The sequence below is a fragment of the Glaciihabitans sp. INWT7 genome (genome assembly GCF_014217685.1).
Taxonomy (GTDB): Bacteria; Actinomycetota; Actinomycetes; order Actinomycetales; family Microbacteriaceae; genus Lacisediminihabitans.
Genome location: NZ_CP043653.1, coordinates 1,389,072 through 1,403,152, shown reverse-complemented (window position 1 = coordinate 1,403,152; position 14,081 = coordinate 1,389,072). Strand labels below are relative to the sequence as shown.

The 14,081-nt window shown below is 64.1% G+C and carries 13 protein-coding genes; 6 read left to right on the top strand and 7 right to left on the bottom strand.

Features of this window, described 5'->3' with window-relative positions; translation table 11 throughout:
- Nucleotides 1-157 precede the first annotated feature (157 nt).
- Together F1C58_RS06865 and glpK are read left to right on the top strand one after the other, a co-directional pair.
- Complete coding sequence (locus F1C58_RS06865) at nt 158-919, top strand: MIP/aquaporin family protein (protein ID WP_185203676.1); 762 nt, start codon at nt 158-160, stop codon at nt 917-919.
- A gap of 143 nt (nt 920-1,062) precedes the next feature.
- Nucleotides 1,063-2,574 carry a glycerol kinase GlpK gene (gene glpK, locus F1C58_RS06860; RefSeq protein WP_185203675.1) on the top strand — a complete coding sequence of 504 codons (1,512 nt, stop codon included), beginning with the start codon at nt 1,063-1,065 and terminating at the stop codon, nt 2,572-2,574.
- 104 nt (nt 2,575-2,678) lie between these two features.
- Here glpK and trpD read toward each other — a convergent pair whose 3' ends face one another.
- Entirely contained in the window at nt 2,679-3,731 is a 1,053-nt protein-coding gene (trpD, locus tag F1C58_RS06855; protein ID WP_185203674.1) for an anthranilate phosphoribosyltransferase, read from the bottom strand.
- Nucleotides 3,732-3,831: 100 nt separating this feature from the next.
- Between trpD and F1C58_RS06850 the strand changes: the two genes are divergently transcribed.
- The 4 genes from F1C58_RS06850 (at nt 3,832) to F1C58_RS06835 (ending at nt 8,105) form a co-directional block, all read left to right on the top strand.
- A complete protein-coding gene (locus F1C58_RS06850; RefSeq protein ID WP_255461320.1) occupies nt 3,832-4,461 on the top strand; it encodes a heme-copper oxidase subunit III in 630 nt (209 codons plus the stop codon).
- Between the two features lie 38 nt (nt 4,462-4,499).
- Nucleotides 4,500-5,318 (top strand): cytochrome c, encoded by an 819-nt coding sequence (locus F1C58_RS06845; RefSeq protein WP_255461319.1) that lies wholly within the window; start codon nt 4,500-4,502, stop codon nt 5,316-5,318.
- 76 nt (nt 5,319-5,394) lie between these two features.
- Nucleotides 5,395-6,465, top strand: a complete 1,071-nt coding sequence (locus tag F1C58_RS06840; protein ID WP_185203673.1) for a ubiquinol-cytochrome c reductase iron-sulfur subunit — start codon at nt 5,395-5,397, stop codon at nt 6,463-6,465.
- A complete protein-coding gene (locus F1C58_RS06835) occupies nt 6,462-8,105 on the top strand; it encodes a cytochrome bc complex cytochrome b subunit (protein ID WP_185203672.1) in 1,644 nt (547 codons plus the stop codon). Before F1C58_RS06840 ends, F1C58_RS06835 begins: the two co-directional genes overlap by 4 nt.
- A 285-nt stretch (nt 8,106-8,390) precedes the next feature.
- On the opposite strand, the gene F1C58_RS06830 is transcribed toward F1C58_RS06835, so the two are convergent.
- From F1C58_RS06830 to F1C58_RS06805, 6 genes are all read right to left on the bottom strand, one after another.
- Nucleotides 8,391-8,855, bottom strand: coding sequence for a GNAT family N-acetyltransferase (locus tag F1C58_RS06830; protein WP_185203671.1), 465 nt, complete (start codon nt 8,853-8,855; stop codon nt 8,391-8,393).
- Complete coding sequence (locus F1C58_RS06825; protein WP_185203670.1) at nt 8,824-9,291, bottom strand: cytochrome c oxidase subunit 4; 468 nt, start codon at nt 9,289-9,291, stop codon at nt 8,824-8,826. The genes F1C58_RS06830 and F1C58_RS06825 overlap by 32 nt, the downstream gene beginning before the upstream one ends.
- 4 nt (nt 9,292-9,295) lie before the next feature.
- On the bottom strand, nt 9,296-11,053 hold the full coding sequence (gene ctaD, locus F1C58_RS06820) for a cytochrome c oxidase subunit I (RefSeq protein ID WP_185203669.1): 1,758 nt from the start codon (nt 11,051-11,053) through the stop codon (nt 9,296-9,298).
- Nucleotides 11,054-11,063: 10 nt separating this feature from the next.
- Entirely contained in the window at nt 11,064-11,975 is a 912-nt protein-coding gene (gene coxB / locus F1C58_RS06815; protein WP_185203668.1) for a cytochrome c oxidase subunit II, read from the bottom strand.
- Between the two features lie 204 nt (nt 11,976-12,179).
- Complete coding sequence (gene erpA, locus F1C58_RS06810; protein WP_185204030.1) at nt 12,180-12,563, bottom strand: iron-sulfur cluster insertion protein ErpA; 384 nt, start codon at nt 12,561-12,563, stop codon at nt 12,180-12,182.
- Nucleotides 12,564-12,663: 100 nt separating this feature from the next.
- Nucleotides 12,664-14,073 (bottom strand): dipeptidase, encoded by a 1,410-nt coding sequence (locus F1C58_RS06805; RefSeq protein WP_185203667.1) that lies wholly within the window; start codon nt 14,071-14,073, stop codon nt 12,664-12,666.
- Nucleotides 14,074-14,081: the final 8 nt, after the last annotated feature.

Sequence of the window (14,081 nt, the reverse complement as noted above, 5' to 3'; positions counted from 1 at the left end):
GCGGAGGATTGAAACCAATCATTCCCTCCGGAAGAAACCTCGAAAACAAGTGTAACGAGGCCGTTATGCCGAGCGAAAGACCGGATATGGTGTGTGGAGAGCGCATCCGGCCATCGACGCCCCGCTGGTGGCCCGTTCGTCAGATAGGAAGGTCAACGTGGACAGTCTCGGTCTCAAATTCCTCTCGGAGATAGTCGGAACATTTCTCCTGCTCTTGCTCGGTGGGGGTGTCGTCGCCAACGTCGCCCTGGCGAAAACCAAGGGCTTCAACGGCGGCTTTCTCATGGTCACCTTCGGCTGGGGCCTCGCGGTCTTCGCCGGTGTAAGCGCGTCCTACTACTCCGGAGCCCACCTCAACCCCGCTGTCACCATCGGCCTCGCGGTCAACGATCCGGCCAAGTGGCCGATCGGCACGGTGCTGGTTTATCTGGCCGGCCAGCTGATCGGTGCATTCCTCGGTGCGGTCGGCGTCTGGCTCGCCTACAAGCAGCACTTCGATGACGAACCCGACCCGGCCAACAAGCTCGGCGTGTTCTCCACCGGCCCTGCTATCCGCAGCTACGCCTGGAACGTGGTGACCGAGGTCATCGGCACCTTCGTGCTCGTCCTCGTCGTTATCGCCTTCGGCCGTGGCGGCGATGCCGGCACCAACACTCCGGCCGGGCTCGCGGCCCTCGGCGCGGTTCCCGTCGCCCTGCTCGTCGTCGGCATCGGTGCCTCCCTCGGTGGCCCGACCGGATATGCGATCAACCCCGCCCGAGACCTCGGACCACGTATCGCACACGCCATCCTGCCGATCAAGGGCAAGGGAGGCAGCGACTGGTCTTACGCCTGGGTGCCGATCGTCGGCCCGCTCGTCGGTGGCGCCCTCGCGGGTCTGCTCGCGCATCCCCTTCTTCCGCTGCTCGCGAGCAAATAGCACGTCGCTCAGGGCCGGATCGCCTCGAGAAACGCAGGGTGAGAGCCCGATCGTTTCGCACCGGGCAGGCTCGGATCGGTTCGAGCCTGCCCGAACAGCACTGCCGCAACACCGTATTTCAACCCGTTACATGGAGGTAACTCATGACTGATTACATTTTGTCGATCGACCAGGGTACGACGAGTACTCGTGCCATTATTTTTGACCATTCGGGCTCGATTGTTTCGTCGGGTCAGTTGGAGCATGAGCAGATTTTTCCGCGGGCGGGGTGGGTGGAGCATGATCCGAAAGAGATCTGGGATAACACGCGTGAGGTGATCGGGCAGGCTCTGTCGAAGGCGAATATCACCCGGCATAACATCACCGCTGTGGGGATCACGAACCAGCGGGAGACTGCGGTGGTGTGGGATAAGACCACCGGGGTTCCGGTGTACAACGCGATCGTGTGGCAGGACACCCGCACTCAGTCGATCGTGGATCGGTTGGCGGATGGGGATGTCGATCGGTACAAGCAGAAGGTCGGCCTGCCGCTCGCGACGTATTTCTCTGGCACGAAGATCGTGTGGATTTTGGAGAACGTCGAGGGGGCACGGGAGAAGGCGGACGCCGGGGACCTGCTGTTCGGTACCACCGATTCGTGGGTGTTGTGGAATTTGACCGGCGGAATCGAGGGTGGTGTTCATGCCACCGATGTGACCAACGCGTCGCGGACCCTGTTCATGGATTTGGAGACCCTGGCCTGGGATGAGTCGATCCTGGCCGACTTCGGGGTTCCGGTGTCGATGCTGCCGGAGATCCGGTCCTCTTCCGAGGTGTACGGGATGGTGTCGGAATCGTCCCTGTTGCGGGAGGTTCCGGTGGCGGGGATTCTGGGCGACCAGCAGGCGGCCACCTTCGGGCAGGCCGCGTTCGATGCCGGGGAGTCGAAGAACACCTACGGCACCGGCAACTTCCTCATCTTCAACACCGGGGAGGAGATCGTCCATTCCAAGAACGGACTGCTGACCACCCTCGGATACAAGTTGGGGGATGCGAAACCGCACTACGCGTTGGAGGGTTCGATCGCCGTCACCGGGTCGTTGGTGCAGTGGCTGCGCGACAACCTCGGCCTGATCAAAACGGCCCCCGAGATCGAGGACCTGGCCAAAACTGTCGACGATAACGGTGGGGTGTATTTCGTGCCCGCGTTCTCGGGCCTGTTCGCCCCGTACTGGCGTTCCGATGCGCGTGGCGCGTTGGTGGGCATGACCCGGTATGTGAACAAGGGACACATCGCCCGCGCCGCGTTGGAGGCCACCGCGTTCCAAACCCGCGAAGTATTGGACGCCGTCAACGCCGACTCGGGCGTGGACCTGACGGAGCTGAAAGTCGACGGCGGCATGATCGCGAACAACACGCTCATGCAGTTCCAGGCCGACATCCTCGGAGTCCCGGTCGTGCGTCCCGTCGTGGCGGAAACCACCGCCCTCGGAGCCGCGTACGCGGCGGGCCTTGCGACCGGGTTCTGGTCCGACCTCGACGAGTTGCGGGCCAACTGGCAGGAAGACTCCCGCTGGACCCCCAACATGGACACCGACGAACGCGACCGCCAAATCCGCCTCTGGAAAAAAGCCGTCACCAAAACCTTCGACTGGGTCGACGACGACGTCAAATAACGCACGGAGCTAGAACGAGCCCGTCGAGATCCTCGCGTCGCAGCAGCGGCAGCGGGGCTCGGCGGGCTCGTTCCGTTGTGCGACTCGCGCGGGCCGATCAGCTCTCAGGCGTTGGTGGCGGCGACCCAGTCATCCAGCTTTTGAGAGGCCGCACCGGAGTCGATCGCGTTCGCCGCGACCTCGATCTTCGCCCGGAAGCGATCGAGGATGCCGAGCTGAAGCTGCGCGGGATCCCGCGCGAGGTCGAAGGCCACGAGGCCGGCGGCCGCGTTCAGAAGCACGATGTCCCGCACCGGTCCGAGCTGACCGGCCAGCGTCGCACGCGCGACTTGCGCGTTGTGGGCGCCATCCGCACCGAGCAGATCCGAGATCTGTGCTCGGGCAATCCCGAGTTCGAGGGGATCGAGGTCGTGCTCGGTGACCGAACCGCGCGACACCTCCCAGATGTGGCTGTGCCCGGTCGTGGTGAGCTCGTCGAGTCCGTCGTCGCCGCGGAACACCAGCGCCGTCGCGCCGCGGGTGCGGAACACGCCGACGACCAGGGGGACTTTGTCGAGGTTCGCGACACCCACCGCATTCGCTTCACAGCGGGCGGGGTTCACGAGCGGACCGAGGAAGTTGAACGCCGTCGGGATCCCCAGCTCCCGCCGGGTGGCACCCGCGTGGCGGAATCCGGGGTGGAACAGCGCAGCGAACGCGAAGGTGATGCCCGTCTCACCGAACACGCGCGCGACTCCCTCCGGGTCGAGCTCCAGGTTGATCCCGAGGGCGGCAAGCACATCCGATGATCCTGATGCCGAGCTTGCGGCGCGATTGCCGTGCTTCACCACCGGAACACCGGATGCCGCGGCGACCACCGAGGCCATGGTCGACACATTGACCGTGCCGAATCGGTCCCCACCGGTGCCGACGATGTCGAGCGCCATCGGGTCGACCACCAGCGGGAGCGCGTTCTCGAGAATCGCATCGCGGAATCCGACCACCTCGTCGACGGTCTCCCCCTTGGCCCGCAGGGCCACCAGGAAGCCCGCAAGCTGGGCGGGAGTCGCGTCTCCGTTCATGACCTGCTGCATGGCCCATGATGCTTCGCTGATAGCGAGGTCTTCACCATCCAAGAGCGCGCTGAGAATGCTGGGCCAGGAGAGGTCGGAAGGCATGACTGCGATCTTAGCGATGAGCCTTGGTGAGCCTGATAATTTGACCGAACTACCGCTGCGAATGAGAAATGAACTCGCCGTGATCAGCCATAATGGGTAAGTGACCAGCACCTCGATCTCCCCCGGCCTCAGCGCTCCCGTTGTCAATCGACCGAGCGTCGTCGCCGTCGGCACCATCGTGTGGCTGGGCAGCGAGGTCATGTTCTTCGCCGGCCTCTTCGCCATCTACTTCACCCTTCGGTCCACCTCCCCCGAACTCTGGGCAGCGGAGACTCCGAAACTCAACGTTCCCTACGCTCTCACCAACACGGTCATCCTCGTGGCCTCCTCGTTCACCGCCCAGTTCGGGGTGTTCGCCGCCGAGCGCTTGCAGAAACGACGCACCGGTGCCAGCCCGCTCAAATGGGGCATGGTGGAGTGGTTCTTCGCCAGCTATGCGCTCGGAGCGGTCTTCGTCACCGGCCAGGTCTTCGAGTACGCGAACCTCGTGAGCGAGAATGTCTCCCTCGCCTCGAACTCCTACGGTTCCGCCTTCTATATCACCACCGGATTCCACGCCCTTCACGTCACGGGCGGCCTGATAGCAATGCTGCTCATCATCGGTCGTGCGTACAGCGTGAAAAACTTCGGCCACAAGGAGGCGACCTCGACAATCGTGGTCTCCTACTACTGGCACTTCGTCGACGTGGTGTGGATCGGGTTGTTCCTGGTCATCTACGTTCTGAAATAGTTCGAATCCATCCAGAGGAACCAGGGATACACCACAGCATGGCGAAGAACAGCAAGACCACCGGAGCCGGCACCATGGGCCGTCGTGGTCGGCGTCATCCACTTGCCACGATCGCTCTGATCACCATCGGGCTCGTCTCGACCGGCGGCGCTTACGCGCTGTTCAGCAGCACGGCGTCGGCAGAGACCTCGTCGGTTCACACCCAGGCGTCGGCGGATGAGGGGAAGAAACTCTTCTCGTCGAACTGCGCCACGTGCCACGGCCTGAACGCCGAGGGCGTGGACGGCGTCGGACCGAGCCTCTACGGCGTCGGAGCGGCATCCGTCAGCTTCCAGGTGGGCACCGGTCGCATGCCGCTGGCCAACCAGGGCCCACAGGCGGAGAAGAAGCCGGTGCAGTTCACCGACACCCAGGTCGCCTCACTCGCCGACTATGTCGCGTCCCTCTCTCCCGGCCCCGGCATCCCATCGGAGAAGTACCTCAAGGCCGACGGCAACGCGTCGACCGGAGCCGAGCTCTTCCGCATCAACTGCGCCATGTGCCACAACGTGGCCGGAGCGGGTGGAGCCCTCACCGAGGGCAAGTTCGCCCCGGCCCTTTCCGGGGTGCTCCCCGTGCACATCTACGAGGCGATGGTCACCGGGCCGCAGAGCATGCCGGTGTTCAACGACACGAACCTGACGCCCACGCAGAAGGCCGACATCATCACCTACCTGAAGTACCTCGACAAGAACCCGTCCCCGGGCGGATTCGACCTCGGCAACCTCGGACCGGTGTCTGAAGGACTCTTCATCTGGATCTTCGGCCTCGGCGCGATCGTCGCCGTGACCATCTGGATCGCGGCCAAGGCGAACTAGTCGCCCGGTCGCCGTCCGGCCCCACGCACCACAGCACCGCACCACAAGAATTCCTGCACCACCGAAAGGACCCAGAATGGCACAGCACGACGACGGTGGCACAAACGCCGCTGCCGGGTCGGCCGTAGTCCGAAGCGAACCCCCCGTGGCCAAGACCGGCACGGCAGTCGTCGCTTCCGATGCCTTTGAGAACCCGGGACTCCCCCCACACCGACTTCGCGCCACCGACCTCGATCCTCAGAAGGATCGCGTCGCCGAGCGTCGCGTCTACACGCTCTTCTTCCTCTCGATCGTCGGCAGCGTCTTCGCCGTCGCGGCCTACGTGGCGTTCCCGATCGTGCCGGGTGACACCAATTCGGTGCGGCTCAACACCGTCTTCCTGGGTCTCGGCATCTCGCTCGGCTTGCTCGCCATCGGAATCGGCGCGATCTACTGGTCGAAGAACCTCATGCGTGGCGACGAGATGTCAGAGTCGCGTCATCTCACCCGCGGAACCGAGGCCACCCGCGAGAAGGCCGTGGAGATCTTCAAGCTGGGCAACCAGGAGTCCGGATTCGGGCGCCGCACGCTCATCCGCAACAGCCTCGTCGGCGCCCTCGTCGCGTTCCCGCTGCCGGCAGTCGTGCTGTTCCGTGACCTGGCTCCCGCCGCGGATCCGGTTCCCCAGCTCGAGCACACCATGTGGGCCAAGGGAACTCGGCTCACCCACGACCCGTCCGGCACCCCGATCAGGGCTGCGGACGTCACGATCGGATCTGTCTTCCACGTCATCCCCGAGGGGCTCAATGACAAGGAAGATCGACTCGAACAAAAAGCGAAGGCTGCAGTCCTCTTGATGCGCCTCAAGCCCGCGGATCTCAACATCTCCGCAGGCCGCGAATCCTGGAATTACGACGGCATCGTCGCCTATTCCAAGATCTGCACCCACGTCGGATGTCCGGTAGCGCTTTACGAGCAGCAGACGCACCATCTGCTCTGCCCGTGTCACTCCTCGACCTTCGACGTCACCAACGAATGCGAGGTCATCTTCGGTCCGGCTGCACGCCCACTGCCGCAGTTGCCCATCGCGATCGACTCCGAGGGATATCTCATCGCGCAAAGCGACTTCCATGAGCCCGTCGGACCGAGTTTCTGGGAGCGAGCATGACCGTCACTGAAACCAAGCCCGCTGCCGCCCCGACCATCACCGAGACGTCGACGGCAGCAGCACCGAGTCGTGGGGCACGATTCACAGGGGCTGCAGCCAACTACATCGACGAGCGCACGAGCATCTCGGGCCTGGTCAAGGAGCTGGGTCGCAAGATCTTCCCAGACCACTGGTCCTTCATGCTCGGCGAGGTCGCTCTCTACAGCTTCGTCGTCATCCTGCTCTCGGGCACGTTCCTCACGTTCTTCTTCCAGCCGTCCATGGCGGAGGTGACCTACGACGGCTCCTACGTGCCGCTCAAGGGCATCCAGATGTCGGCCGCGTACTCCTCGTCGCTCAACATCTCGTTCGACGTGCGTGGTGGGCTGCTGTTCCGCCAGATCCATCACTGGGCCGCGCTGCTCTTCGTGGCATCCATCGGCCTGCACATGCTCCGCGTGTTCTTCACCGGTGCGTTCCGCAAGCCGCGTGAGATCAACTGGTTCATCGGCTTCGTGCTGTTCGTGCTGGCGATGGCCGAGGGATTCACCGGATACTCGCTGCCCGACGACCTGCTCTCCGGTAACGGACTCCGCATCATCGACGGGATCATCAAGGGCATCCCAGTGGTCGGAACCTGGATCTCCTACCTCCTCTTCGGTGGTGAGTTCCCGGGCACCAAGCTCGTGGCGATGTTCTACTCGATCCACATCCTGTTGCTGCCGGCCATCCTGGTGGCGGCTCTCGGTGCCCATCTCCTGCTGATGATCGTCAACAAGCACACCCAGTTCGCCGGACCGGGACGCACCAACGACAACGTCGTCGGTGTGCCGATCATGCCGATCTTCGCCGCCAAGGCCGGAGGATTCTTCTTCGTGGTCTTCGGAGTGATCGTTCTGATCGCCTCGTTCTTCACAATCAACCCGATCTGGACCTACGGTCCGTACGACCCGTCCCCCGTGTCCGCCGGCACCCAGCCGGACTGGTACATCGGCTTCGCCGACGGCATGCTCCGTCTGATCCCGCCGGGGTGGGAGGTCGTGTGGTTCAACCACACCTACTCCTTCAACATCATCGTGATCACCGTGATCCTGATCGCCTTCCTCGGCATCGTCGCGACGTACCCCTTCGTGGAGGCCTGGATCACGGGCGACAAGCGCGAGCACCACATCGCCGAGCGACCGCGCAACGCGCCCACCCGCACGGCGATCGGAGCGACGGGAGTCACCTTCTACGCGGTGCTCTGGGCGGCAGCCAGTTCAGACCTGATGGCGACCCACTTCAAGATCACCATCGAGGGCGTCATCCACGTGCTCCAGGTGCTCTTCTTCCTCGGCCCAGTGCTCGCGTTCTTCATCACGAAGCGCGTCTGCCTCGGCCTGCAGAAGAAGGATCGCGAGATCGCGCTGCACGGCTTCGAATCCGGCCGTATCGTGCGACTCCCGGGTGGTGAGTACATCGAGGTGCACGAGCAGCTCGACGACTACGAGCGCTGGCGCCTGGTGAGCTTCAACGAGTACACCCCGTTGATGATCCGCCCGGATGCCAACGGTCGCATCTCCGGAGCCCAGCGCACCCGCGCGGCCCTGTCCCGCTGGTTCTTCGAGGATCGGATCGCGCCGGCCACGAAGTCCGAGGTGGAGCGCTCCGGCCACCACTAGCTCGAACTGAGTGACGAACTGAAGCCCCGGCCAGCATGATCGGCCGGGGCTTCAGTCGTGTCCGGGCCCGGGGGCTGAGCGAGCCGATTCTCGGGCTCACGCAGGATCCGGGCTATCGCAGGATAGGCGTTCCGGCGGGCCGCGAGTAAGTCCGTCTTACAGGCACCAGGGGCGCATCCGCCGTCGGGATTACCCGAAGTTCGAACAGGGGATGACGACGGCCACAGGCCGCGCGCCTCAGCTGACGGACGGATCCCTCGACTTCTGTGACACGAGAGCCTCGGCTCAGTCGTTGACGAAGCTCTTCTTCAGGAAGTCGGAGGTCGAGCGGTAGTCGAGCCGCTCATAGAACCGAGCCGCGTGACTGCTGGCCACCGTGAGCTGGCGCACGCCCCGGGACCGGCACTCGTCCTCGATGGCGGCCACCAGGAGGCTGCCGAGGCCACGATCGCGCGCGGGGGTGTTCACCGCGAGCTCCTGCAGCTGGGCGGAGTCGCCGTTCGTGTAGAGCAACCGCTCGATCGTCGTATAGGCGTATGCCGAGACGACACCGTCGAGTTCGGCGACGAGCAGCAGGTGGTCCCTGCTCGGCTCCACGCCGTGAGCGAATGCCTCGGCGAACGATTCCCGGTTCGGCTTCTCGCCGATACCGAGCTGCTCGACGAGAGCGAATACGGCGTCGCGATCGGCGGGGGACGCCAGTCGCACGTTGGTCGGGCTAGCGGGCGAAGTTTCCGCGGTAGTACTCATAGACCCACCCTACGAGACTGATCAGGGTGATCGCGGCACCGATGAAGGCAATCCATACTCCGATCGCGATTCCCATGAACAGGAGCGCCCCACCGGCGGCCAACATGATGGGCCACCAGCTCCAGGGGCTGAAGAATCCCTGCTCGGGGTCTCCGTCGTCGATGTTGGCGTCCAGACGGTCCTCGGGAAGCAGTCCGCCGACGGACTTATTAGTGCGCCCGAGGTAGAAGGCCACGAATGCCGAGAGGATGGCAGCGAGCCCGATGGCCACCGCGCCAACCCACTCGACGGGTGAGCCCTCTCCCCCGCCCTGGGTTCCGCCGAGCTGGGTGACGTAACCGGTGTTGTGCTGGATGATGCTCCAGGTCACATAGGTGATGTCTGCCGCGATGAAGAACGCGCACAGGATCCAGAGCATTTTCGCTTGGGCGTTCATTGTTCTACTTCACCTGTCCGTCGGCGACATCGTAGGTCGCTGCTTCCGGCGCATCCTTGAACGGGCCGGCCCCGCCGATCCCTACCGGGATCCCCGCTTCGGGGTGGTTGAGGTCGAAGGCGGGAGACTCGGAACGGATGCGCGGGATCGACGTGAAGTTGTGGCGCGGCGGCGGGCACGAGGTCGCCCACTCGAGCGAGCGTCCGTAGCCCCAGGGGTCGTTCACCGTCACGCGCGGCGCGGTGCGCGCTGTGATGTAGACGTTGAAGATGAACGGAAGCATCGAGACGCCGAGGATCATGGCTCCCACGGTGGAGAGCTGGTTCATCCAGGTGAACCCGTCCTGTGGCTGGTAGGTCGCGTAGCGACGCGGCATCCCCATCACACCGAGCCAGTGCTGCACGAGGAACGTGGTGTGGAACCCGATGAAGAGCAACCAGAAGTGGATCTTGCCCAGGCGTTCGTTCAGCATCTTGCCGGTCCACTTCGGCCACCAGAAGTAGAAGCCGCTGAACATGGCGAAGACGACTGTGCCGAAGACCACGTAGTGGAAGTGGGCGACGACGAAGTAGGTGTCCGAGACGTGGAAGTCGAGCGGCGGCGAGGCGAGGATCACGCCGGTAAGACCACCGAAGGTGAAGGTGATGAGGAATCCGATGGCCCAGAGCATCGGGGTCTCGAAGGTCACGGATCCCCGCCACATCGTGCCGACCCAGTTGAAGATCTTCACGCCGGTGGGCACCGCGATGAGCATCGTCATGAGGGAGAAGAACGGCAGGAGCACCGAGCCAGTGACGTACATGTGGTGAGCCCACACCGTGACGGACAGCGCCGCGATGGAGATGGTGGCGTAGACGAGGGTCTTGTAGCCGAAGATCGGCTTGCGGCTGAAGACCGGGAGCACCTCGGAGATGATTCCGAAGAACGGCAACGCGATGATGTAGACCTCGGGATGCCCGAAGAACCAGAAGAGGTGCTGCCAGAGGATCGCACCACCCGCCTCGACGTTGTAGAGGTGCGATCCGAAGACACGGTCGGACCCGAGGGCGAAGAGGGCCGCGGCCAGTACCGGGAAGGCCATCAACACGAGGATCGAGGTGACGAGCGCGTTCCAGACGAAGATCGGCATGCGGAACATCGTCATGCCTGGCGCGCGCATCGTCACGATGGTCGTGATGAAGTTCACGGCTCCGAGGATGGTCCCGAACCCACTCAGGGCCAGTCCGAAGACCCAGAGGTTGCCTCCGAGCGATGGCGAGAAGGTCGTGGTCGACAGTGGCACGTAGGCGAACCAACCGAACGACGCCGCACCCTGGGGGGTGAGGAATCCGGCGACGGCGATGAGCGAACCGAAGCTGTAGAGCCAGTAGGCGTAGGCGTTCAGACGCGGGAACGCGACATCCGGAGCACCGATCTGGATCGGCATCAGGAAGTTGACGAAGCCGGCGAACAGCGGCGTCGCGAACATCAGCAGCATGATCGTGCCGTGCATCGTGAAGAGCTGGTTGTACTGCTCCTTCGTCGCGACGATCTGCAGTCCGGGTTCGAACAGCTGGGCGCGGATGACGAGTGCCATCACTCCACCGAGCAGGAAGTACAGGAAAGAGGTGATCAGGTAGAGGTACCCGATCTTCTTGTGGTCGGTGGTGGTGATCCAGCTGACCAGGATGTTGCCCTTGGGGCCCACCCGCGAGGTCGTGAACTGGCTGTTGCTCGTGCCGCCCACCGTTGGAGTCGGTGCGGGTGCTGTCGCTGTGCTCATGGTGATCGCCCTACTTCTCGGCCGACGGTGCTTTGTTGTCAGGCTGGTTCGTGTTCGTGTTGTACTCCGGGCCGAGGATTCCGGTCTGGCCCTTGTCGGCGAGGCTCTGGATGTAGTCGTCGAACTCCGACTGCGTCACGACCTTCACCTGGAACAGCATCAGCGAGTGGTAGTCGCCACACAATTCCGCGCACTTGCCCTCGAAGGTACCGAGCTTCGTCGGGGTGACGTACTCGTAGTTGTCCTTGCCGGGGATGTTGTCTTTCTTGTAGAGGAAGTCGATGACCCAGAAGGAGTGGGCGACATCCCGGCTCTCGATCTTGATCTGGACGCTCTTGTTGACCGGCAGGTAGAGGGTGGGGATCTTGGAACGATCGATGCTGCCATCGGCGTTCTCGAGCTCCTGGGCCTGGATGCCCGGGGAGTTCACGCCGTTGCCACCGGGACCGACACCCGGGTAGTTGAAGTCCCACGCCCAGCGCTTGCCGTAGACCTCGACCTTGACGTCGGGGTTCTTCACGACGTGCTCGATCGAGTTCTGCTCCTTGGCCGTGAAGGCGAAGAAACCGAGCACGAGGATGAGCGGCACGATCGTGTAGAAGATCTCGATCGGCAGGTTGTAGCGCAACTGCACCGGAAGGCCGGTCTGACCCTTGCGGCGGCGGTAGACGATGGCGGCCCAGATGATGAGGCCCCAGGTGATGATGCCGACGGCGAGCAGCACGATCCAGGACGTGACCCAGAGGCCGGTGATGCCCGAGGTGTGGTTGGTCGCGCCGGCGGAGCCTTCGGGGAGGAAGCCCCGAAGCTGCTGCTGGCTACAGCCGGCCAGAATGACGACGAGCGTGACAGCGATTGGAGCTACTGCCCATCGAAGACGGCGGTTGGAGCGCACCTGGAACCTCTCGGATGACACGGACATACAGGACAACTGCTGGGACGAATCCCAGCATATTTGGTGGTCTTAGCCTACTCCGCAGGACGCGCGCTCTCGGACGGAATGGGCCCCCGAACCGGCAATTTCCCTGCATTCGAGCAGCAAAAAAGGGAACCGCCGTCGGCGATTCCCTTCTCTGGATGCCGCGTGGGAGCCCGCTGTTAGCGTGCTCTCACTACGGGTCTGGCCTCAGTGGAAACTGTCTCCACACGCGCAACTGCCCGAGGCGTTGGGGTTGTCGATGGTGAAGCCCTGCTTCTGGATGGTGTCTTCGAAGTCGATGGTGGCGCCATCGAGGTAGGGCACGCTCATCTTGTCGACGACGACCTCGACACCGTCGAAGTCGACGGTGGCGTCGCCGTCGAGCAGGCGCTCGTCGAAGTAGAGCTGGTAGATGAGGCCGGAACATCCGCCGGGCTGCACGGCGACACGGAGGCGGAGGTCGTCTCGGCCCTCCTGCTCGTACAGGCTGCGCACCTTCGTGGCTGCGGTGTCGGTGAGGCCGACGCCGTGAGCGGAGGCTTCGGACGTCGTCTCGACGGACTTGGTTTCAGTCAGCGCGGTGTCGGTCAGCGCGGTGTCGGTCATGACAACTCCTTAGGGTCGGCGACTTCTGGTATCAAGTGTAAGCATCGGATGCTGGATATTGTTCCTGCGAGCTTCCGCGCGCGTCTCAGTGGCGTTCGTTGAGTCGCGCAAGCAGAACTGCCTCCGTGAGGATCGCCCGCTGGAACACTCCGAGGTGCAAAGACTCATTGGGGCTGTGCGCGCGCGAGTCGGGATCCTCGACCCCGGTCACGAGGATCTGTGCCGCGGGGAACATCTCGACGAGGTCGGCGATGAAGGGGATCGACCCGCCGATACCGGTCTCGACGGCGTCGACTCCCCAGGCATCCGTCATCGAGGTCTTCGCCTCGGTCACCGCCCAGCCGCTCGTGTCGACCAGGAATCCGTTTCCGGTGTCCACGTCGTCGATCTCGATGTGGGCACCGAATGGCGCGTTCGAGCGGAGGTGGCTCTCGAGGGCCGCGAAGGCCTCGGTGCCCTGCTGGCCGGGGGCGATCCGCGCGCTGATCTTGACGCTGACCGAGGGGGAAAGCGTGTTCGAGGCGTTCCCGACGCTCGGAGCATCGATTCCCGTGATGGTGATGGCCGGTTTGGACCAGAGGCGACTGAGGATGGTGCCGGAGCCGATCGGAGACACGCCTTCGAGCAGGGCCGCCTCGTGGCGCAGCTGCTCCTCGGGGTAATCGGGCGTCGCGGCCTCCCGCGAGCTGAGGCCCTCGACCGCGACGGATCCGTCTTCGGCGTGCAGGGTGGCCAGCAGGCGGATGGCCGCGAGCATGGCATCCGGAACCGCTCCCCCGAACATTCCGGAGTGTGAGGCGTGCTCCAACGTCGAGACCGTGAGGCGGAACGTGACATTACCGCGGAGACCGACGGTGAGGGCCGGGGTGTCGACGTCCCAGTTGTCGGAATCGGCGACGACGATGACGCCCGCGGCCAGTTCCGCCCGGTGCGCGCTGAGGAAGTTCGTGAACGATCGCGAACCGAACTCCTCCTCCCCCTCGATGAAGAGCGCGAGCCCCAGGTCGAAGTCCGGTCCCACGGTCTCGACGAAGGAACGGATCGCGGCGATGTGGGCCATGACTCCGGCCTTGTCGTCTGCGGCGCCGCGACCATACAGGCGGTCGCCCCGCACTGTTGGCTCGAAGGGGAGGGAGTCCCAGTCCTCGTCCTTGCCGGGCGGCTGCACGTCGTGGTGCGCATAGAGCAGGATGGTGGGCCGCCCGTTGCGGGCGGCGCGAGTCGCGAGAACGGCGGGCTGGCCGAGCGGGGCATCCGCCCCCGTTCCGATCGGGGCGCGAGCCACCTGCACCGTCTCGAAGACACCGAGCCCGGTGACGAGGGCGGCAACGGCATCCGCGCTATCGCTGACCGGCTGCGGATCGAAGGCAGCCCAAGAGACCGAGGGGATGCGCACCAGTTTCGACAGATCGGCGACGGCGACGGGGAATCCGCCGGCGACGGAGTCGCGGAGAGTCTGGAGGAGTTCTGGACGTGTGGCCGCTGGAGAAGACATGAAGGTAA